Raw genomic sequence first — 21,292 nt, 5'->3', positions numbered from 1 at the left:
ACTGGTACTATTACTGGTACCCCGACTGTTGATGATTGGGGCAAGGATGAAGAAGAACGCGACTTCCCTGCTAAAGTGGTTGTCAAGGACGAAGCTGGCAATCCAGTTGCCGAGAAACCAGTGACCATCAAGGTTCAACGGGATACAGATGGCGATAAAGACCCAGATGTGACCGATCCAGATGATGACAATGACGGCTACACAGATGACCAAGAAAAGACAGCAGGTACGGATTCTAAAGATCCAAACAGTAAACCAGCAACCCCAGCAGTCGGCAATCTTGAAGATAAGACTGTTGTAGAAAACCAACCAATCGAGCCAATTACTGTCCCAGTAGAAAACAAACCAGCTAATGGAACAGTCGAAGTAACGGGTCTCCCAACCGGTCTCACCTATGATCCAGCAACTGGCACTATCACTGGTACCCCAACTGTTGAAGATTGGGGCAAGGATGAAGAAGAACGCGACTTCCCTGCCAAGGTGGTTGTCAAGGACGAAAATGGGAATCCAGTTGCCGAGAAACCAGTGACCATCAAGGTTCAACGGGACACAGATGGCGATAAAGACCCAGATGTGACCGATCCAGATGATGACAATGATGGCTACCCAGATGACCAAGAAAAGGCAGCAGGTACGGATTCTAAGGATCCAAACAGTAAACCAGCAACCCCAGCAGTCGGCAATCTTGAAGATAAGACTGTTGTAGAAAACCAACCAATCGAGCCAATCGCTGTCCCAGTAGAAAACAAACCAGCTAATGGAACAGTCGAAGTAACGGGTCTCCCAACCGGCCTCACCTATGATCCAGCAACAGGCACCATCACTGGTACCCCGACTGTTGATGATTGGGGCAAGGATGAAGAAGAACGCGACTTCCCTGCTAAAGTGGTTGTCAAGGACGAAGCTGGCAATCCAGTTGCCGAGAAACCAGTGACCATCAAGGTTCAACGGGACACAGATGGCGATAAAGACCCAGATGTAACGGATCCAGATGATGACAATGACGGCTACACAGATGACCAAGAAAAGACAGCTGGTACGGATTCTAAGGATCCAAACAGTAAACCAGCAACCCCAGCAGTCGGCAATCTTGAAGATAAGACTGTTGTAGAAAACCAACCAATCGAGCCAATTACTGTCCCAGTAGAAAACAAACCAGCTAATGGAACAGTCGAAGTAACAGGTCTCCCAACCGGTCTCACCTATGATCCAGCAACAGGTACTATCACTGGTACCCCAACTGTTGATGATTGGGGCAAGGATGAAGAAGAACGCGACTTCCCTGCTAAAGTGGTTGTCAAGGACGAAGCTGGCAATCCAGTTGCCGAAAAAGTTGTCAATCTCAAAGTTCAACGGGATACAGATGGCGATAAAGTGCCAGATGTAACGGATCCAGATGATGACAATGATGGTTACACAGATGACCAAGAAAAGACAGCAGGTACAGATTCTAAGGATCCAAACAGTAAACCATCCCCCCCAGCAGTCGGCAATCTTGAAGATAAGACTGTTGTAGAAAACCAACCAATCGAGCCAATTACTGTCCCAGTAGAAAATAAACCAGCTAATGGAACAGTCGAAGTAACAGGTCTCCCAACCGGTCTCACCTATGATCCAGCAACTGGCACTATCACTGGTACCCCAACTGTTGAAGATTGGGGCAAGGATGAGGAAGAACGCGACTTCCCTGCTAAAGTGGTTGTCAAGGACGAAAATGGGAATCCAGTTGCCGAGAAACCAGTGACCATCAAGGTTCAACGGGATACAGATGGCGATAAAGACCCAGATGTGACCGATCCAGATGATGACAATGATGGCTACACAGATGACCAAGAAAAGACAGCAGGTACAGATTCTAAGGATCCAAATAGTAAACCAACTGCGACTGTTGGAGATATTGGTGATAAGACGGTTGTAGAAAACCAACCGATTGCCCCAATCACTGTCCCAGTAAGCAATGTTCCAAATAATGGAACAGTAGAAGTGAGTGGCTTACCAGATGGCTTGACCTATGATCCAGCTACCGGAACTATCACGGGTACCCCGACTGTTACAGACTGGGGCACAGATGAGGAAGAACGCGACTTCCCTGTTAAGGTAGTGATCAAGGACGAAAACGGCAATCCAGTTGCCGAAAAAGTTGTCAATCTCCAAGTGCAACGCGATACAGATGGCGATAAAGTGCCAGATGTAACGGATCCAGATGATGACAATGATGGCTACACAGATGACCAAGAAAAGACAGCAGGTACAGATTCTAAGGATCCAAATAGTAAACCAACTGCGACTGTTGGAGATATTGGTGATAAGACGGTTGTAGAAAACCAACCGATTGCCCCAATCACTGTCCCAGTAAGCAATATTCCAAACAATGGTACAGTAGAGGTCACTGGTCTTCCAACGGGTCTCACCTATGATCCAGCCACCGGTACTATCACTGGTACCCCAACTGTTACAGACTGGGGTACAGATGAAGAACGCGACTTCCCTGTTAAGGTAGTGATCAAGGACGAAGCAGGGAATCCAGTTGCCGAAAAAGTTGTCAATCTCAAAGTTCAACGCGATACAGATGGCGATAAAGTGCCAGATGTGACGGACCCAGATGATGACAATGATGGTTACACAGATGACCAAGAAAAGACAGCAGGTACAGATTCTAAGGATCCAAATAGTAAACCAACTGCGACTGTCGGAGATATTGGTGATAAGACTGTTGTAGAAAACCAACCGATTGCCCCAATCACTGTCCCAGTAAGCAATATTCCAAACAATGGTACAGTAGAGGTCACTGGTCTTCCAACGGGTCTCACCTATGATCCAGCCACCGGTACTATCACTGGTACCCCGACTGTTACAGACTGGGGTACAGATGAAGAACGCGACTTCCCTGTTAAGGTAGTGGTCAAGGACGAAAACGGCAATCCAGTTGCCGAAAAAGTTATCACTCTCCAAGTGCAACGCGATACAGATGGTGATAAAGATCCAGACGTGACCGATCCAGATGATGACAATGACGGCTACACAGATGACCAAGAAAAGACAGCAGGTACAGACTCCAAGGATCCAAACAGTAAACCAGCTGTTGCTCCTGTTGCATCAGCATCGAAAGCAGTACTTCCAAAAACAGGGACAGAAACTTCTGATTTGGGAGCGTATGGTCTTGCAGCTCTTGGTTTGGTGGGACTTCTAGCTCTTAGTAAGGGCAAAAAAGAGGAAGAATAACCAGTTCTATTGAGTATGTAGCTAGATGAGCCATTCTGCTGTTCCATACTATACGATAATAAGGACGGACATAGTAGCTTTTCACTTGATAAATCTAATGAGAGCAAGTTTTAAAACGATGAATGGTTCTAGAACTTGTTCTGTCCGCCATTCATTTAGGGGAAGATTGGAAATTCACTTGTAATAGTGTTATCGTAATATAAGCTGCTATATAAAACAGGGAAAAGTTCCAAAGTTTTGACTTTGGAACTTTTTCAATTTCTGGTATTGCTGAAATTAGGTCTGTCTGCGCTTTTGTCGCCTAGCTAGATTTTGATTTTTTGCAGAGTATTAGAGCTGTCCTTAAGAATGTAGAAAAATATCTTTTTTGAAGATAGTTACAAGATGCTCCAGAAGGATTATACTAGAATAAAAAGAGGGATAAGGAGAGGTTATGTCAGATATATCAAAAATAGTTTATCACTTTCCAGAAGGTTTTTTATGGGGCAGTTCAACATCTGGTCCCCAGAGTGAGGGGAGCGTTGTAGGAGACGGTAAGAGCAACAGTAATTGGGATGTTTGGTATCAAAATGAACCGGAACGCTTTTTTGATCAGGTAGGTCCTGACCAAACCTCTACTTTCTATCAGCATTACAGAGAAGATATTCAGCTTCTAAAAGAAACAGGACATAGGGTCTTTCGGACCTCGATTCAGTGGTCGCGCTTGCTTGCAGATGGGATAGGTCCGGTGAATGAACAGGCAGTGGAGTTCTACCGTCAGGTTTTTCAAGGTATTGTGGATGAGGGAATTCGGTTGATTGTTAATCTCTATCATTTTGATTTACCTTATGCCTTGCAAGAGCGTGGTGGCTGGGAAAATAAGGAGACGGTTTACGCATATGAGCGCTATGCAAGGATTTGTTTTGAATTGTTTGGGGACATTGTAGATACATGGATTACCTTTAATGAGCCCATCGTTCCTGTTGAATGCGGCTATTTGGGTGAGTTTCATTTGCCGGGAATTGTCGATGCGAAGGCAGCTGCCTTGGTGGCATACCACACACAATTGGCTAGCTCTTTAGCTGTCAAAGCCTGCCATGAACTGCATTCAGACCATCAGATTTGTATTGTTTTGAACTTGACTCCTGCCTATCCACGTAGCGATAGTCAAGAGGATCTACATGCTGCTCGGATTGCGGAATTGTTCCAAACTAAGAGCTTCCTTGATCCATCTGTTCTTGGTACTTATCCATCTGAATTGGTAGAAATTCTGAAGCAGCACGATATCCTGCCTCCAGCAAGCAAGGAGGAGTTGCAGATTATCAAGGAAAATACAGTTGATTTTTTGGGTGTCAACTATTATCAACCCTTGCGAGTGCAAGCAAGAAGCAATCCACCAAGTGTAGATGAACCTCTGACCCCTCATTATTATTATGAGTCTTATGATATGCCTGGAAAGAAAATCAATCCACACCGTGGTTGGGAAATCTATGAAAAAGGAATTTATGACATCGGTATGAATTTAAAGGAACACTACGGTAACATTGAGTGGATCATGACCGAAAATGGCATGGGAGTCGAAGGAGAGGGGCGCTTCCGTGAGAATGGGGTAATTCAAGATGATTATCGGATTGACTTTATCTCCAATCACTTGGTAGAACTCCACAAGGCGATAGAAGCCGGTGCGAATTGTAAGGGATACATGTTATGGACCTTTATTGATTGTTGGTCTTGGCTTAATGCCTATAAAAATCGATACGGCTTGATTGAGTTGAATCTGGAAACTCAGGAGCGAATCATCAAAAAATCAGGCTATTGGTTTAAAGAGCTCAGCACAAATAATGGTTTTGAGAGATAGGCTAGGTTTTTCCTAGTCTTTTTCGGTGTTCATCATGAACATCAAGACCATCCTTCGCCAAAGTGACGGGCGGATTCAATCATTGAAAAAGAAACACGTTTCATAGCTCCCGTTTGAAATAGCTGTCGACTATTTCAACTTTTATCATCTTCCTTTTACTAAGGGGGAATCGTGGTTAAGAGCAAGATCAGGATTCAAGTAGAATGCCTATTTATCAAAAGCTATTCTGTATAAGCTACCATAGTCAGATAGCTTTATTTCAGCAATAAATCCCAAATTTTGCTAGAATAGAGGTATGAGAGCATTGATTTTTGATTTGGACGACACCTTGTATGATCAAGAAGAGCCTTTTAAGCGGGCTGTTCAGGCTTATCTTCCAGTCCAAGATGAGCAAATGGAAGCCTTGTATATCGCCTTTCGGCTCCATGCGGATGAGGTATTTGAGGCTGCAACAATAGGGGAAATGACCCTTGAGGCGAGCCATATCTATCGCATGAAACAGGCACTGGCAGACTTTGGCTATTCTGTTTCAGATGAGGAGGCTCTTATGATTCAGAAAGAATATCAAAAAAACCAAGGCAACCTTGTACTTAGCCCAGAGTTTCCAGCTATTTTTGACTATTGCCGCAAGAATAGAATTCGGATGGGCATTATCACCAATGGTCCCCATCTGCACCAGTTGCGCAAGTTACAGTCTTTGAACATGAGTGACTGGATTTCAGAATATGTAACGATCATTTCTGGGCAGGTAGGGATAACCAAGCCCTCAAAGGCGATTTTTGATTTGTTGGCAGAGCGATTGCAGCTTTTACCAGAGGAGATATGCTATGTCGGTGATTCCTTTGAAAATGATGTTGTAGGTGCAAAAGGAGCAGGTTGGAAAATTATTTGGCTCAATCACCGGAAGCGAAATACTCCAGATAGTCCCTACCAAGCAGATGCGGTGGTGGAACAAAGAGATGATTTGTTCGGTGTAATCGAGACCTTAGCTAGTCGTAAAGCTTGATTGTTCTGGGCTAAATGTAGCCGTCTTTTTTAAAGAAAGGGTGCTAGTTTAGATGGCTGAACTGCTTCTTTTTAGTAATAGGCGAGCACTTTTTTCCTTTATCCCTACTTTGTGATATAATAGAGGAAGAAAGATGTGATGTGGTGAAACATGTATATTGAAATGGTTGATGAAACAAGGCAAGTACCAGAGGAGATGCAAGAGCAGATTCGAGGCTTGCTGGAGTTTGCAGCTCAAAAGATTGGTAAAGAGCAAAAGGAAATGGCTGTAACCTTTGTTGACAATGCGCGTGTGCATGAGGTAAACCTAGAATACCGTGGAATCGATCGCCCAACAGATGTGGTGAGCTTAGAATATAAGCCAGAAACAGGGCTTGTCTTTGATGAGGAAGATCTGCTGGAGAATCCCGACTTGGGCGAGCTGTTGGAGGATTTCGATGCCTATATTGGCGAATTGTATATTTCCATTGATAAGGCATATGAGCAGGCAGAAGAGTACGGTCATAGTTTTGAACGTGAAATGGGCTTTTTGGCTGTACACGGTTTTCTGCATATCAATGGGTATGATCACTATACACCCGAAGAAGAAGCAGAAATGTTTGGTTTACAAGAAGAGATACTGACGGCTTATGGACTTACACGAGAATAATTCACAAAAGAAATGGAAAAATAGGGACCTAGTAACCAGCCTTGAATTTGCGTTGACAGGTCTACTGACAGCGTTCAAGGAAGAGCGCAATATGCGCAAACATCTCGTATCAGCGATTCTAGTCGTGATAGCGGGAATTATTTTTCAAGTTTCGATGATAGAGTGGCTCTTTTTGCTCTTGAGTATCAGCTTGGTCATCGCTTTTGAAATCGTGAACTCTGCAATTGAAAATGTCGTCGATTTGGCATCAGGTTACCACTTCTCTATGTTGGCAAAAAATGCCAAGGATATGGCAGCAGGAGCAGTATTATTTGTATCAGGTTTTGCCCTTCTAACAGGGCTGATTATTTTTGTGCCAAAAATTTGGCATTTGATTTTTTAAGAGGTAGGTATGGTATTTAAATCAGGATTTGTAGCCATTTTAGGGCGTCCAAATGTGGGGAAATCCACTTTTCTCAACTATGTTATGGGGCAAAAAATTGCCATTATGAGTGATAAGGCGCAGACAACGCGCAATAAAATCATGGGAATTTATACGACTGAGACAGAGCAGATTGTCTTTATTGATACGCCTGGAATTCATAAACCCAAGACAGCCTTGGGAGATTTTATGGTAGAGTCTGCCTATAGTACCCTACGAGAGGTGGATACGGTTCTCTTTATGGTCCCTGCTGATGAGCCAAGAGGTAAGGGGGACGATATGATTATTGAACGCCTTAAATCGGCTAAGGTTCCTGTGATTTTGGTAGTCAATAAGATTGATAAGGTGCATCCAGATCAACTCTTAGAGCAGATAGATGATTTTCGTAAGCAAATGGACTTCAAGGAAATTGTTCCAATTTCTGCGACCCAAGGAAATAATGTCAACCGTCTGATGGACATCTTGAAGGAAAACTTAGATGAAGGTTTTCAATATTTTCCAGCAGACCAGATTACAGACCACCCAGAGCGTTTTTTGGTGTCTGAGATGATTCGGGAGAAGGTTCTGCACTTGACCCGTGAGGAGATTCCGCATTCAGTAGCCGTTGTGATCGAGAGCATGAAGCGAGACGAAGAGACGGATAAAGTTCATATTCGGGCGACGATTATGGTTGAGCGTGATAGCCAAAAAGGAATCGTCATTGGAAAAGGTGGCACGATGCTCAAAAAGATTGGCTCAATGGCTCGCCGTGACATTGAGTTAATGTTAGGAGATAAGGTCTTTTTAGAAACCTGGGTCAAGGTCAAGAAAAACTGGCGAGATAAGAAGCTAGACTTGGCGGACTTTGGCTATAATCAGAAAGAGTATTAAAAAGGTCCAGTGGACCTTTTTAACCCGAGCCTGTCAACACAAAAGCGAGGAAGCGTCCAGTGGACCTTTTTAACCCGAGCCTGTCAACACAAAAGCGAGGAAGCGTCCAGTGGACCTTTTTAACCCGAGCCTGTCAACACAAAAGCGAGGAAGCGTCCAGTGGACCTTTTTAACCCGAGCCTGTCAACACAAAGCGAGGAAGCGTCCAGTGGACCTTTTTAACCCGAGCCTGTCAACACAAAGCGAGGAAGCGTCCAGTGGACCTTTTTAACCCGTCTTCAATTCTAAATATAGACGAAATGACTATAAAAGGGAAACTCGGAGCAAACCGATTGATTGGTTGAGTAAGAAAGGATAAGGAAATGGCTAAGAAAATCGCCTTGGTAAAAGGAGATGAGATAGCAATTTGGCTCAGCTTCGCTAGTCAGGTCTGGTCTAGTGATAGGGAGCGTTTGCAAGCAGCCTTTTTGGCTCAGCAATTTCCGTATGAATTTCTCTATTGGAATGAGGGTAAAGCCTTAGCTTGGATAAGTCTGTCTATCCGTAAAGAATATGTTGAGGGGTGCTCTAGTCTCCCCATTGCTTACATAGAAGGAGTGGCAGTTGCAGAAGAGGCTAGACAGCAAGGGATTGCTCAGGAATTAGTGGCATTTGCTAAATCGTGGGCTAGAGAGCAGGGGTGCTGTCAACTAGCTTCAGATTGTACTTTGGAGAATATCCCTAGTCAAGCATTTCATACTAAAATGGGTTTTCGTGAAGTTGCTAGAAACGTACATTATATCTTGGATCTGGAGTAGAAGTTGAGCTTTAAGTCTTCCCCCTATTTTGACTGTATGTTTTAAGGAGGGCTTGATACAAAAGAAAGGCAGTCTGAAGTTGCTTTGAATTTGCCTCCGACTATTGGAAAAAATGAGAAAGGATAGGGTTTGATTGTTTGAATCGAACCCGCCCTAAACACGGTGCAAAAAAGATAAACTTTTCTGGAAGTAAACTTCTTCAAAAGTTTCCTATTTTTGCTTTGTGTGTGACGGGCTTGGTATCTTATAATATGCCAGAATTACCAGAGGTTGAAACGGTCCGAAAGGGATTAGAAAAGCTAGTTGTTGGAAAAAGGATCCAAAAAGTAGAGATTGGCTATCCACGTATGGTCTTGACTGGAGCAGATTTGTTGTGTGGATCTCTAGGTGGACAAGAAATTTGTAGTGTCGGGCGTCGTGGAAAATATCTCCTGCTTCATTTGACAGATTTTGTCCTAGTTTCCCACTTACGCATGGAGGGTAAGTATCATTATTTCCCAGAACAAGTGCCGGAGAACAAGCATTTTCATGCTTTTTTTACTTTTACAGACGGTAGCCACTTGGTTTATCAAGATGTACGAAAATTTGGCACAATGGATCTGTTAGGAAAGGAGCAAGTAGAGACTTACTTCCTTTCTAAAAAATTGGGGCCAGAGCCGACAGAAGAAGACTTTGTCTATGAGCGCTTTAAAGCGCAACTTGCTAAGTCAAAAAAGCCGATTAAGGCTGCCTTGTTAAGTCAGACCTTGGTTGTAGGACTCGGTAATATCTATGTGGATGAAGTCTTGTTTCGAGCAAAGATTCATCCTGAAAGAAAGGGACAAGATCTTTCAGCCAAGGAAAGCAGAATCTTGCACCAGGCCATTATTGAGGTTTTACAGCTGGGGATTGAAAAGGGAGGCTCGACCATTCGGACCTATAAGAATGCACTTGGTATGGACGGTAGCATGCAGGATTATCTACAGGTTTATGGAAAAGGAGGACAGGCTTGCCCGCATTGCCAGACGGAGATTGTGAAATTTCAGTTGTCTGGTCGTGGAACCCATATTTGTCCCCAATGTCAGGTGCTATCATGACGCAGGTAATTGGGATAACAGGTGGTATTGCTTCGGGAAAATCAACGGTGACAACCTATCTACGAAAACTTGGTTACCAAGTAATTGATGCCGATCAAATCGTTCATCAATTGCAGCAAAGGGGAGGGAAACTGTATCAAGTTTTAGTGGAAGAATTTGGAACGACCATCTTGGCTAAGGACGGAGAACTAGATCGTGAGCAATTAGGGCGCTTGGTTTTTGAGAAAAAAGAAGTGCGGACACGCCTTACGCAATTACAGGATCAAATCATTCGACAGACCTTGTTGGCAGAGCGTGACCGTTTAGCGGAGCATGAAGAGGTGATCTTCATGGATATTCCCTTGCTCTTTGAGTTGGGCTATGAGGAGGTCGTTTCTGAAGTATGGCTCCTTGTGCTTGCTCCTGGCTTACAGTTGGAGCGACTAATGGAGCGCAATCAATTAGATCAAGAGGTGGCCCAGCAGCGAATAGATGCGCAAATGCCTCTTGAAGAAAAGAAAAAGCGGACCCCTTATCAGATTGATAATGGCGGTCAAAGACTTGCAACTTATGCACAAGTTGATCAGCTTTTACAGCGTATAGAAAGAAGATGATTTTATTTTAAGTTCAGATGTTTGGAAGAAAAATTTAAAAATTGCTTGGGTAGGAAATTTTTTGACAGGGGCTAGTTTTTCAATGGTCATGCCCTTTATCTCAGTGTTTGTTGAGGAGTTAGGGACACCAAAAAATCAGGTAGAATTTTATGCAGGCTTAGCCGTTTCCACAACAGCCTTGGCATCTGCCATCATGTCCCCTATTTGGGGAAGCCTTGCAGATCGCTACGGACGAAAGACCATGATGGTTCGAGCTAGCTCGGCTATGATCCTCAGCATGGGAGGGCTGGTCTTTGTACAGAATGTCTTTTGGTTGATTGTCTTACGCATCATGACAGGAGTATTTGCAGGCTATGTACCGAACTCTACTGCCTTGATTGCTAGCCAAGTTCCCAAAGGAAAAACAGGCTATGCTCTTGGAACCTTGTCGACAGGTTTGGTCGCTGGAACCTTGATTGGTCCCATGCTAGGAGGCTTTTTAGCAGAAGTTGTTGGTATGCGGCTGGTCTTTCTAATCGTGGGCATCTTACTCCTGCTTGTGACCATTGTGACCTATCTCTATATCAAAGAAGACTTCATACCGATTAAGGCCGGTCAGGAGATGAACTTGGGAGAAGTTTTTCATCGGATTAAAGACAAGCAGGTTGTCCTTAGTTTATTTGTAACCAGTATGATCATTCAAATGGCTGCCCAGTCGGTAGTCCCTATCTTGACCCTCTATATTCGGTATTTGGGGCAGGTAGAAAATCTCTTATTTATATCAGGGGTGATTATCTCGGTCATGGGGATTTCCTCCATGATTAGTTCCCCGCAGCTTGGGAAATTAGGAGATAAGATTGGCAATCACCGGTTGTTACTTCTAGCTTTGTTGTACAGTTTTGTGATGAATTGGCTCAATGCCCATGCTTCAACACCTTTGCAATTAGGCATTTTCCGCTTTTTATATGGCTTTGGTACAGGAGCGCTTCTGCCTTCCGTCAATTCCTTACTCGCCAAATTAACTCCAAAAGAGGGGATTTCACGGATTTTTTCATTTAATCAAACCTTTATGTATATGGGGTCTGTCTTAGGTCCAATGTTAGGATCTGGAGTTGCGATCTATCTAGGTTATAGCTGGGTTTTCTATGTGACTTGTAGCCTCGTTATGGTCAACCTCATCTGGTCGCTCTTTAGCTTTAGAAATTACTTGAAAGTAAGGGAAATTTAGTGAGAGTAAAAATCAATTTACAGTGTTCAGCATGTGGCAGTAAAAATTATTTGACGAGTAAGAATAGCAAAACGCATCCACAGAAGATTGAAGTCTTAAAATATTGTCCAAAGGAGAGAAAAGTAAGGCTACATCTTGAAACAAAATAACTTTTGTGGTATACTGTGGAGAGTTCCTAAAGAAAGAGAAAAAATATGTATAACGCTTTATTGACCATTCTTTTAATTTTATCTGCTATTATTATTATCGCAGTCTTTATGCAACCAGCTAAAAATCAATCTAGTAACGTATTTGATGCTAGCTCAGGAGCTCTCTTTGAGCGAACAAAAGCGCGTGGCTTTGAAGCTGTTATGCAACGTCTGACAGCCGTTCTCGTCTTTTGCTGGATGTTGGTTGCGTTGGCATTGGTGATTATTTCAAGTAAGTAAAAAGACTGGGACTTGTTCTTGGTCTCTTTTTTATCAGACAAGAAGTAGTAATAGGGCTAGAAGTATCCATTTTAATTGAAGTAAAGATAAAAGAGTAGGCTTATCTCCTTTTGCCGTATTCAGGCTTGGTAGCTGTCATTTGGAACAGTCGTAAGACATAGGACTGAAAATAGTATCATGGTTTACGTTTTTGATGGGCAAAGGTAGGTATTTTGGCTTTGGTCGATTATAGCGGAATAGCATCGGAAAAAAGATAGGCAGCTGTTTTGGCTTTAGCCGATTACACTGCAAATCCTTTTAGGGATAGGCTGAAAACCTCCACTGGAGCTTTTCACTCGTCAAATTTTCTATTTTGCTAGAGCCGTTGCGAACTTTGTTCGCTTACGGATATGGAAGAAACGATCCAGTGGAGAGTTTCTTCTCTTGGTACATTTTGTGCTTTAACAGTCTAAGGATAGACTTCCTTGGGGTCATCGAACCCTGTGTCAGTCTCCTATTTTTACTTTGCTCGCTTTACGGCTTTTGTATCTTGATTTAATTGAACACAGCCTACGAGCTGTGTAAAAAAGATCGGTTTCCTTGGGTTCATCGAACCCTGTGTCAACCTCCTATTTTTACTTTGCTCACTTTACGGCTTTTGTATCTTGATTTAATTGAACACAGCCTACGAGCTGTGTAAAAAAGATCGGTTTCCTTGGGTTCATCGAACCCTGTGTCAACCTCCTATTTTTACTTTGCTCGCTTTACGGCTTTTGTATCTTGATTTAATTGAACACAGCCTACGAGCTGTGTAAAAAAGATAGGTTTCCTTGGGTTCATCGAACCCTGTGTCAGTCTCCTATTTTTACTTTGCTCGCTTTACGGCTTTTGTATCTTGATTTAATTGAACTCGAGCTACGAGTTGTGCAAAAAAGATAGTTTTTCCTAGAACCAAGGTTCTGCGTCAAACCTCCTATTTTTGCTTTACTCGTTTCACGCTCTCGTATCTTAATTGAACTGAACTCGGGCTAAAAGCTCGGAAAATAGATAAACATTCCTAGAAGCTATGCTTCTTTGTCATGTTTCCTAATTTTCAGTCGCTTTTTTTACGCCCTCGTATCTTAATGTAACTGAGTTCAGCCTAAAACCTCGGAAAAAAGATAAAAAATGAATAAGATACACTAACTTGTTTTATTGGCGGGAGCTAGCTGACTATTCACTGCATTTCATTTGTGACTAGCCTAGCTAGCTTCGCCGGGGTCTCACGACGAAGTTGCAAGCAACTTCTGTTCGGCCGCCTATTTTTCAGTCGGTTTTTTAACGGCTTCACATCTTATGTAACTGAGTTCAGCCTAAAACCTCGGAAAAAAGATAAATCTCATTGGTTGCCAAGCAACCTGCTTCGATTTCCTATTTTTCAGTCGGTTTTTTAACGGCTTCACATCTTAATGAAAAGAGAGAAATGAAAAAAGAAATTTGTAATTATATTCAAACAGTTGGTCCTGTGACCATGAATCAATTAGCAGACCATTTTCACTTACGGTCTGCAAAAGAATTTGTAGACTTGGTCAAGCAAGTATCTCATATGGAGGGATGCGGGCAATTACGATTTGACGATCAAGGTAGGATTGCTTTGCCAGAAAAGAAGAAAACCAATCGTGTGACCTTGACGGGTATTTTTCGTGCGAATAAAAATGGCTTTGGTTTTGTGACGGTTGATGAGACAGAAGATGATCTCTTTATCGGGCGTGGCGATGTCAATGATGCTATTGAGGGGGATAGGGTTGAAGTCGCCATTAAAAAAGTTGCAGATCGCTTCAAGGGGACAGTGGCAGAAGCAGAGGTTGTGGACATCTTAGAACATAGCCTCAAGACAGCTGTCGGTCAGGTCATCTTTGATGAGAATAAAAAGGAATACGCAGGCTATATCAAGTCCAAAAATCAAAAGATTAGCCAGCCGATTTACCTAAAAAAATCTCCTATGGTTTTGGACGGGACAGAAATTGTCAAGGTTGATATTGAGCAATATCCGATCAGAAAACGGGACTATTTTGTGGCAAGGATTCGTGATATCATCGGGCATAAGGACGATGTTGGTGTAGATGTTCTTGAAGTATTGGAATCAATGGATATTCTCTCCGAATTTCCAGATGAGGTCTTGGCAGAAGCCAACCAAATTCCAGACCAACCCTTAGAGGAGGACTATGAAGGTCGCTTGGATCTGCGTCAGGAAGTGATTTTTACAATTGACGGGGCAGATGCCAAGGACTTGGACGATGCGGTTCATATCAAGCAATTAAAAAATGGTCACCTAGAACTTGGCGTTCATATTGCAGATGTTGCCCATTATGTAACAGAGGGGTCTGCCTTAGATAGAGAAGCGCTCCATCGTGGGACATCTGTCTACGTGACCGATCGGGTGGTGCCGATGCTCCCTGAACGTTTGTCAAACGGCATTTGTTCTTTGAATCCTAATGTTGACCGCTTAACCCAGTCAGCTATTATGGAGATCGACCGCAAGGGGCGGGTGGTCAAGCACTGGATTGGTCAGACGGTGATCCATACGACCTACCGTATGACCTATGCTGATGTCAATCGCATGATTGCCGGGGATCAGGAAAAATTGAAGGAATTTTCAAAGATTGTCTCCAGTGTTGAAAAGATGGTCCTACTCCATGAAACCTTGGAAAGTATGCGTCTCAAGCGGGGAGCGCTCAACTTTGATACCCATGAAGCTAAGATTATGGTCAATAAAGATGGTTTACCTGTTGATATCCAAATTCGTCAGCGAGGGATTGCTGAGCGAATGATTGAGTCCTTTATGCTGGTTGCAAATGAAACAGTTGCAGAGCACTTTAGTACCTTAGACCTCCCTTTTATCTATCGGATTCACGAGGAGCCAAAGGTGGATAAACTCCAAAAATTTATCGACTATGCTAGCAGTTTTGGTCTTGGAATTGCAGGGACAGCCAGTTCGATTCGTTCAGAAGCCTTGCAGGATTTGATGGCTCGTGTGGTGGATGAACCCTATGCTGATGTGCTCCATATGATGCTGTTGCGCTCCATGCAGCAGGCACGTTATTCAGAGCATAACCATGGTCATTATGGCCTAGGGGCAGATTACTATACGCATTTTACCAGCCCAATTCGGCGCTATCCAGATCTCCTGGTTCACCGCATGGTACGAGAATACAGCAAGCCTACGCCAGAAGTAGTAGCGCATTTTGAGGCAGCTATTCCTGCTATAGCCAAACAGACTTCGAGCTTAGAGCGCCGTGCGATTGAAGCTGAGCGTGAAGTGGAGGCTATGAAGAAAGCTGAATACATGCAGCAATTTGTTGGGCAGGAGTTTGACGGTGTGGTGTCGAGCATCGTCAAATTTGGTCTTTTTGTAGAGCTACCCAATACTGTTGAGGGCTTGATTCACATTCAAAATCTACCCGAATTTTACCAGTACAATGAGCGCACCTTGACCCTCAAGGGGGAAACATCAGGACGAGTGTTCCGAGTAGGACAAAGCATTCGTGTGACCTTGGTGCGGGCAGATAAGCTGACAGGTGAGATTGACTTTGCTCATGTCCCGTCTGATGTTGATCTGCTTGAACAACCCTTAAAGGCGCTTCGTAAGAGTAAAAGTCATGCTAATCGCGATCGCTCAGACCGCATGGGACGTGGCAAAGGTAAGGGACGTAAGAAAGAGGAAGAGGCTTACCGCTCCAGCAAAAAAGCGAAATCAAAAGATAAGAAAAAGAAACCATTTTATAAGGAAGTGGCAAAGGTGAAACGCAAGAAAAGGAGATAGAGATGGCAAAGGGTGAGGGAAAGGTTCTCGCACAAAATAAGAAAGCCCGTCATGACTATAGTATTGTCGATACCATTGAAGCAGGATTGGTCTTGACAGGGACAGAGATCAAGTCTATCCGAGCAGGGAGGATAAATCTAAAAGACGGCTTTGCACAAGTTCGTAAGGGAGAAGCCTGGCTCAATAATGTCCATATTGCGCCGTACGATGAAGGCAATATCTGGAACCAGGATCCAACTAGAACGCGCAAATTGCTCCTGCATAAGAAGCAGATTGCTAGTCTTGAAAGCGAAGTGAAAGGAACAGGGATGACCCTAGTTCCGCTCAAGGTCTATTTAAAAAATGGCTTTGCCAAGGTCTTAATCGGTCTTGCCAAAGGAAAACATGATTACGATAAACGTGAATCAATCAAACGCAGGGAGCAACAACGTGATATTGCCCGCACAATGAAGGCAATCAATGCGAGGTAGAAAGGGATAGAATCTCTATTCACACCTACTCTCATTTGTGGATAGGGGTTCTTAAAAAAACAAGATAGTTTACAAATGTAGTCAAAAGAAGTATACTGTTCGTATAGTGATTACAATTGTAGACAAAAGGAGAGGTTGAGATGAAGAAAATATATACAGTAGAGGGGATGAGCTGTGCTTCCTGCGCTATGACAGTTGAAAAAACAATCCAGTCCTTAGCGGGTGTAACAGAAGCTAGTGTGAATCTGGCAGTCGAGCAAGTGATGGTTATCTACGACGTAGAAAGGCTCAAGGAGGCAGACCTTCTAGATGCTGTGGAAAAGGCTGGATACCATTTGGTTTCAAATGTAGTTGAGGAAACCTACCAAGTCAAGGGGATGACTTGCGCCTCTTGTGCGATGGCGATTGAACGTAGCTTGAGAGGCCTAGACGGAGTGGAGGAAGCAGCGGTTAATTTAGCGACAGAGAGCCTTTATGTGTGCTACGATGCACGGTTGCAGTCTGTAACAAGTATTCAGCAGGCAGTGAAAGAAGCAGGTTATGAAGCCTTTCTAGAAGAGGCGATGCAGGCGGTTGACAAAAGTCTTGGACAAAAAGAGCAGGCAAGAAAACTGTGGCACCGCTTTGTCTGGTCAGCCTTATTTGCTACACCGCTTGTCTATCTTGCTATGGCTCCCATGACCCCGTGGGGGAATTTCTTGCTTCCAAGTTTTTTTCATCAAGCCTCTATTTCAGCCCTTGTCCAGTGGATTTTAGTGTTGCCTATTGTTTATATGGGGCGGGGATTTTACCAAAAAGGTCTGAAAACTCTGCAAAAAGGACACCCCAATATGGACTCTTTGATTGCGATTGGGACTGGAGCGGCCTTGATTCAAGGACTTATTATGACAAGCCTCTTGTGGTTAGGGAAAGTTCAGGTAGCACATGGTGACCATGCGGAATTGTATTTAGAGTCGGTCGCAGTGATTTTAAGCCTGATTACGCTAGGGAAATATCTAGAAACCATCTCAAAAAGCCGAACCTCTGCAGCCATTCAGCATCTAATGGCTTTGACCCCTCCAACTGCTCATGTCCTCCGAAGTAATCAAGAAATTGAAGTGACGCTTGATGCGGTTATAGTGGGGGATCGGATTCTGGTTCGTCCGGGTGAAAAAATTCCTGTTGATGGAGAGGTGGTAGAGGGACAAACAACGGTTGATGAAGCCCTGCTGACAGGGGAAAGTCTACCTGTTGTAAAAAGAGTTGGTGATGAGGTATTTGGTGGCTCTATCAATCAAAACGGAGCCTTTTGTATGAGAGCTACCAAGGTTGGTAAGGATACGGCTCTTGCTCAGATTATTCGTTTGGTAGAAGAAGCACAAGGCTCCAAAGCTCCCATTGCTAAACTGGCAGATCAGGTGGCGGCTGTCTTTGTTCCAGTGGTCATGTTCTTGGCTCTGGGGGCAGGGATTTTCTGGATCCTAGCTGGAGAATCATGGACTTTTTCGCTCTCTATTATGATAGCGGTTCTTATTATTGCTTGTCCTTGTGCCTTGGGGCTTGCGACCCCAACAGCCATTATGGTAGGAACTGGAAAAGGGGCTGAACAGGGTTTATTGATCAAATCTGGAGAAGTACTTGAGAGGGCGGAGAAACTGGATACTATCATGGTAGACAAGACAGGGACAGTGACACAGGGTAGACCGCAGGTGACGGATGTATTGAGCTATCAAGATAAATCCGAGGATATGGTCTTACAATTAGCAGCTAGTCTGGAGCATTATTCAGAGCATCCGCTGGCTGAGGCTATTCTTTCTCAGGCAAAGGCAAAGGGACTTGCTTTGCAAGCAGTAAGCGACTTTCAGTCTCTTTCTGGAAAAGGCCTAATTGGTACGATCGAGGGAAGAGAAATTCTTCTTGGAAATCGTTCTATAATGGCTGCCTATGGTGTGGCATTGGAGCAGGCAGAAGCTGATAGCGACAGGCTTTCTCAAAAGGGAAAAACCCCGGTCTTACTCGCCTTGGATAAGCAGATGATTGGTGTCCTTGGTATTGCAGATAAATTGAAACAAACCAGTTCGGATGCTGTAGGACAATTGCAGGCTATGGGCTTGGAAGTGGTGATGTTGACAGGTGATACACAGGCTACAGCACAAGCCATTGCAGATCAGGCAGGGATTCAAATGGTCATCAGTCAAGTTCTCCCAGAAGACAAGGCAACTGTCATCAAAGATTGGCAGGAAAAGGGGAAGGTAGTTGCGATGGTCGGCGATGGGATCAATGACGCACCAGCGCTTGCACAGGCAGATGTAGGCATTGCGATTGGCTCTGGTACAGACGTAGCAATGGAATCAGCTGACATCGTTTTGGTACGTAGTGACTTGCTTGATGTGGTGCGTACGATTCAGTTAAGCCAAGCCACCATGCGGGTCATCAAGCAAAATCTTTTCTGGGCCTTTGCCTATAATGTGGTCGGTATCCCTATTGCTATGGGAGTATTGCACCTATTTGGTGGTCCCTTACTCAATCCCATGTTGGCAGGGGCAGCCATGTCCTTGAGTTCTGTCTCTGTATTAGCCAATGCACTTCGTTTAAAAAAAGCAAGCTTGTATTAAAATGCTCTCGTATATATAGTTGTTTCGTTTACTTTTAGTACTAGGCAAGGAGCTACAGGCTGCTTCAACAGTCTAATGACTGTTGAAGGTTGGAAATCATACTGACGATAGTCAGTAACAATCGTAGACTACGGCAAAGCGAGTTCCAATCATCTTCCAGATGATTGGAAGTTGGAAATAGGGAAACGGAGTTTCCACAATCGTCGAAGTAATAAAAGTTAAACTAAATGAGTGTAAAAGCATTTTACTGGTGAATACAGGTTCTAGGTTTCTAGGAATAGCTTTGCCGCTCCAATGTTTCTTATTTTCAGTGTGGGAGAGTAGACCACATGAGACAGGGGCAGGTCATTGTTGTACGGAAGCTGACCTAGTTTGGGTGTGCTATATCAAGTAAAGAGGGAAGATAGGAACAGTAGAAAACAACGAGGAAATTCCAATCAAAATAGTAGCCTTTCTAAGGTAAAATGCTTACAATAGAGCTATTGGATTTTTTCTTCACAGGTCAGACCTTTCATGTAAGGCTCGTTTTTGCTCGTTCGTACTTGTCTTTCTTTATACATAGGTTGCATTGTTAACAATCTACCTTGACAATGGAAAACAGTCTTCTGAATCAAAGTCGTCACCTGTGAATATCATTTCTTAGAAAAAAGGAGAGCCTACTATGACAACATTTATCGGAAAACCAGTGACGCTTGTCGGAACTCAGCTGAAAGTTGGAGATCAAGCCCCGGATTTTGTCTTGATGGCAAATGATTTGACCAAGCAAAGCCTCAGCGATTTTGGTAGCAAACGCAAGGTGATTAGCGTTGTTCCTTCTATTGATACAGGCATTTGTGATACCCAAACACGTCGCTTCAATCAAGAGTTAGCAACTACAGACAATATGGTTGTCATTACTGTTTCGGCAGATTTACCTTTTGCCCAAGCTCGGTGGTGTGGCTCAGCAGGCCTTGAGGGAGCAGTAACCCTATCGGACTACTATGACCATGCTTTTGGAAAATCGTATGGTCTCTTGATGCAGGAATGGAACTTATTGGCACGAGCGGTCTTTGTTTTAGATGAAAACAATGAAATCATCTATGTTGAATATCTGGACAATGTCAATGCGCATCCAGATTACGATGCCGCTCTAGCAGTTGCAAAGAACCTGTAATCTACTGAAAACGAGTAAGCCAGCTTGCTCGTTTTCTTGTCACTTCAAGCTAGTTTGATCGTCATACTCACTAAAAGTCAAGTTTAGATTGGTGCTTTTGTTTTAAAATAGGCTGTATTAGAGTGTGGTATAGTTGTTTCGTTTGCTTTAGTATTAGGCAAGGAGCTGCAGGCTGCTTCAACAGTCTAATGACTGTTGAAGGTTGGAAATCATACTGACGATAGTCAGTAACAATCGTAGAGTACGGCAAAGCGAGTTCTAATACTCTATTGGAAGTAGGCAATAGGGAAATATCTTTCCCTGCTCCGTTTTCCCCTTGAAAGCGAAAACATGGTATAATGATAGTCAAGGAAATTCAAAAATAACAGTGTTATTCCTTTCTCTTAGAAAATGCAAAAGGAAACGAAAAGACTGTCAGGTAATAAGCTATAACTATCGTAGAGGGAGTAAGTTCCTTGTAAGGAAGAAAGAGGGAAGTATGGGATATATTGAGGTCAAGAATAGTTCAAAATCCTATGTGATGGGCAATAACCGCATTGTGGCAAACAAGGATATTTCTTTTGAGATTGAAAAGGGAGAATTGGTTATTATTCTGGGTTCTTCTGGTGCAGGAAAATCAACCCTACTCAATATCCTAGGAGGTATGGATACCAATGACGAGGGCATGGTTCAGATTGATGGGGTAGATATTGCTCGGTTTACGAGCAAGCAGTTGACCAAGTATCGCCGTGAGGATGTTGGCTTCGTCTTTCAATTTTACAATTTGGTTGCGAATTTAACTGCCAAAGAAAATGTGGAATTGGCATCTGAAATTGTCCGCGATGCGATGGATCCGATTGAGGTCTTAGAAAAAGTTGGACTGGGACACCGCTTGGATAATTTTCCAGCCCAGCTATCCGGTGGAGAGCAGCAACGGGTTACGATTGCACGCGCTGTGGCAAAACGTCCAAAGATACTCCTGTGTGATGAACCCACGGGAGCCCTTGATTACCAAACAGGTAAACAGGTTTTACAGATTTTACAAGACATGTCCAAAAAAGAGGGAGCAACTGTGATTGTTGTCACCCATAATGCAGCGCTTGCCCCTATTGCAGATAAGGTCATTCAGATGCGGGATGCGCGTGTGCATTCGATTCAGGTCAATCCCAATCCCCAGGATATCATGACCTTAGAATATTAGGAAAAGAAG

General features: G+C 43.6%; 17 protein-coding genes. All 17 read left to right on the top strand.

The features are described 5' to 3' along the window. Positions 1-3,222, top strand: a 3,222-nt coding sequence (locus ACVPON_RS02595) for a putative Ig domain-containing protein (RefSeq protein ID WP_462875897.1), incomplete at its 5' end; no start/stop codon positions are given. A 433-nt stretch (positions 3,223-3,655) separates the two neighbouring features. Then, the gene (locus ACVPON_RS02590) at positions 3,656-5,059 is read left to right on the top strand and encodes a glycoside hydrolase family 1 protein (protein WP_462875895.1); all 1,404 of its coding nucleotides are present in this window, start codon (positions 3,656-3,658) and stop codon (positions 5,057-5,059) included. 295 nt (positions 5,060-5,354) lie between these two features. Beyond that, on the top strand, positions 5,355-6,065 hold the full coding sequence (locus ACVPON_RS02585; protein WP_462875893.1) for an HAD family hydrolase: 711 nt from the start codon (positions 5,355-5,357) through the stop codon (positions 6,063-6,065). A gap of 150 nt (positions 6,066-6,215) precedes the next feature. Further along, the gene (gene ybeY / locus ACVPON_RS02580; RefSeq protein WP_462875891.1) at positions 6,216-6,713 is read left to right on the top strand and encodes an rRNA maturation RNase YbeY; all 498 of its coding nucleotides are present in this window, start codon (positions 6,216-6,218) and stop codon (positions 6,711-6,713) included. Continuing rightward, positions 6,694-7,095, top strand: a complete 402-nt coding sequence (dagK, locus tag ACVPON_RS02575; protein WP_462875889.1) for a diacylglycerol kinase — start codon at positions 6,694-6,696, stop codon at positions 7,093-7,095. Before ybeY ends, dagK begins: the two co-directional genes overlap by 20 nt. A gap of 9 nt (positions 7,096-7,104) precedes the next feature. After that, positions 7,105-8,004 carry a GTPase Era gene (gene era / locus ACVPON_RS02570; protein ID WP_462875887.1) on the top strand — a complete coding sequence of 300 codons (900 nt, stop codon included), beginning with the start codon at positions 7,105-7,107 and terminating at the stop codon, positions 8,002-8,004. Positions 8,005-8,366: 362 nt separating this feature from the next. Beyond that, positions 8,367-8,801 carry a GNAT family N-acetyltransferase gene (locus ACVPON_RS02565; RefSeq protein ID WP_462875885.1) on the top strand — a complete coding sequence of 145 codons (435 nt, stop codon included), beginning with the start codon at positions 8,367-8,369 and terminating at the stop codon, positions 8,799-8,801. A 251-nt stretch (positions 8,802-9,052) separates the two neighbouring features. Continuing rightward, positions 9,053-9,877 carry a DNA-formamidopyrimidine glycosylase gene (mutM, locus tag ACVPON_RS02560; protein ID WP_462875883.1) on the top strand — a complete coding sequence of 275 codons (825 nt, stop codon included), beginning with the start codon at positions 9,053-9,055 and terminating at the stop codon, positions 9,875-9,877. Next, positions 9,874-10,470 (top strand): dephospho-CoA kinase, encoded by a 597-nt coding sequence (coaE, locus tag ACVPON_RS02555; RefSeq protein WP_462875881.1) that lies wholly within the window; start codon positions 9,874-9,876, stop codon positions 10,468-10,470. Before mutM ends, coaE begins: the two co-directional genes overlap by 4 nt. 82 nt (positions 10,471-10,552) lie before the next feature. Then, positions 10,553-11,677 carry a multidrug efflux MFS transporter gene (locus ACVPON_RS02550; RefSeq protein WP_462875899.1) on the top strand — a complete coding sequence of 375 codons (1,125 nt, stop codon included), beginning with the start codon at positions 10,553-10,555 and terminating at the stop codon, positions 11,675-11,677. Beyond that, positions 11,677-11,826, top strand: coding sequence for a 50S ribosomal protein L33 (rpmG, locus tag ACVPON_RS02545; protein ID WP_462875879.1), 150 nt, complete (start codon positions 11,677-11,679; stop codon positions 11,824-11,826). Before ACVPON_RS02550 ends, rpmG begins: the two co-directional genes overlap by 1 nt. A 45-nt stretch (positions 11,827-11,871) precedes the next feature. Next, a complete protein-coding gene (gene secG / locus ACVPON_RS02540; RefSeq protein WP_462875877.1) occupies positions 11,872-12,105 on the top strand; it encodes a preprotein translocase subunit SecG in 234 nt (77 codons plus the stop codon). A gap of 1,441 nt (positions 12,106-13,546) precedes the next feature. Then, positions 13,547-15,886 (top strand): ribonuclease R, encoded by a 2,340-nt coding sequence (gene rnr / locus ACVPON_RS02535; RefSeq protein WP_462875874.1) that lies wholly within the window; start codon positions 13,547-13,549, stop codon positions 15,884-15,886. Between the two features lie 2 nt (positions 15,887-15,888). Next, positions 15,889-16,356, top strand: coding sequence for an SsrA-binding protein SmpB (gene smpB, locus ACVPON_RS02530; protein WP_462875872.1), 468 nt, complete (start codon positions 15,889-15,891; stop codon positions 16,354-16,356). A 140-nt stretch (positions 16,357-16,496) separates the two neighbouring features. After that, positions 16,497-18,950 carry a heavy metal translocating P-type ATPase gene (locus ACVPON_RS02525; protein WP_462875870.1) on the top strand — a complete coding sequence of 818 codons (2,454 nt, stop codon included), beginning with the start codon at positions 16,497-16,499 and terminating at the stop codon, positions 18,948-18,950. A gap of 661 nt (positions 18,951-19,611) precedes the next feature. After that, positions 19,612-20,103: a thiol peroxidase gene (tpx, locus tag ACVPON_RS02520; protein ID WP_462875868.1), complete on the top strand. Its 492-nt coding sequence runs from the start codon at positions 19,612-19,614 to the stop codon at positions 20,101-20,103. Between the two features lie 478 nt (positions 20,104-20,581). Further along, complete coding sequence (locus ACVPON_RS02515; RefSeq protein ID WP_462875866.1) at positions 20,582-21,283, top strand: ABC transporter ATP-binding protein; 702 nt, start codon at positions 20,582-20,584, stop codon at positions 21,281-21,283. The last annotated feature ends 9 nt before the right edge of the window (positions 21,284-21,292 follow it).

It is taken from the genome of Streptococcus sp. 1F3, from assembly GCF_054968985.1.
Note: the sequence above shows the minus strand (reverse complement) of the source record. Positions and strands in the feature narration are given on the sequence as shown.

Bases quoted from the DNA above. Each gene is read 5' to 3' on its own strand.
- ACVPON_RS02590 (WP_462875895.1), top strand. From the start codon at position 3,656: ATGTCAGATATATCAAAAATAGTTTATCACTTTCCAGAAGGTTTTTTA.
- ACVPON_RS02585 (WP_462875893.1), top strand. From the start codon at position 5,355: ATGAGAGCATTGATTTTTGATTTGGACGACACCTTGTATGATCAAGAA.
- ybeY (WP_462875891.1), top strand. From the start codon at position 6,216: ATGTATATTGAAATGGTTGATGAAACAAGGCAAGTACCAGAGGAGATG.
- dagK (WP_462875889.1), top strand. From the start codon at position 6,694: ATGGACTTACACGAGAATAATTCACAAAAGAAATGGAAAAATAGGGAC.
- era (WP_462875887.1), top strand. From the start codon at position 7,105: ATGGTATTTAAATCAGGATTTGTAGCCATTTTAGGGCGTCCAAATGTG.
- ACVPON_RS02565 (WP_462875885.1), top strand. From the start codon at position 8,367: ATGGCTAAGAAAATCGCCTTGGTAAAAGGAGATGAGATAGCAATTTGG.
- mutM (WP_462875883.1), top strand. From the start codon at position 9,053: ATGCCAGAATTACCAGAGGTTGAAACGGTCCGAAAGGGATTAGAAAAG.
- coaE (WP_462875881.1), top strand. From the start codon at position 9,874: ATGACGCAGGTAATTGGGATAACAGGTGGTATTGCTTCGGGAAAATCA.
- ACVPON_RS02550 (WP_462875899.1), top strand. From the start codon at position 10,553: ATGGTCATGCCCTTTATCTCAGTGTTTGTTGAGGAGTTAGGGACACCA.
- secG (WP_462875877.1), top strand. From the start codon at position 11,872: ATGTATAACGCTTTATTGACCATTCTTTTAATTTTATCTGCTATTATT.
- rnr (WP_462875874.1), top strand. From the start codon at position 13,547: ATGAAAAAAGAAATTTGTAATTATATTCAAACAGTTGGTCCTGTGACC.
- smpB (WP_462875872.1), top strand. From the start codon at position 15,889: ATGGCAAAGGGTGAGGGAAAGGTTCTCGCACAAAATAAGAAAGCCCGT.
- ACVPON_RS02525 (WP_462875870.1), top strand. From the start codon at position 16,497: ATGAAGAAAATATATACAGTAGAGGGGATGAGCTGTGCTTCCTGCGCT.
- tpx (WP_462875868.1), top strand. From the start codon at position 19,612: ATGACAACATTTATCGGAAAACCAGTGACGCTTGTCGGAACTCAGCTG.
- ACVPON_RS02515 (WP_462875866.1), top strand. From the start codon at position 20,582: ATGGGATATATTGAGGTCAAGAATAGTTCAAAATCCTATGTGATGGGC.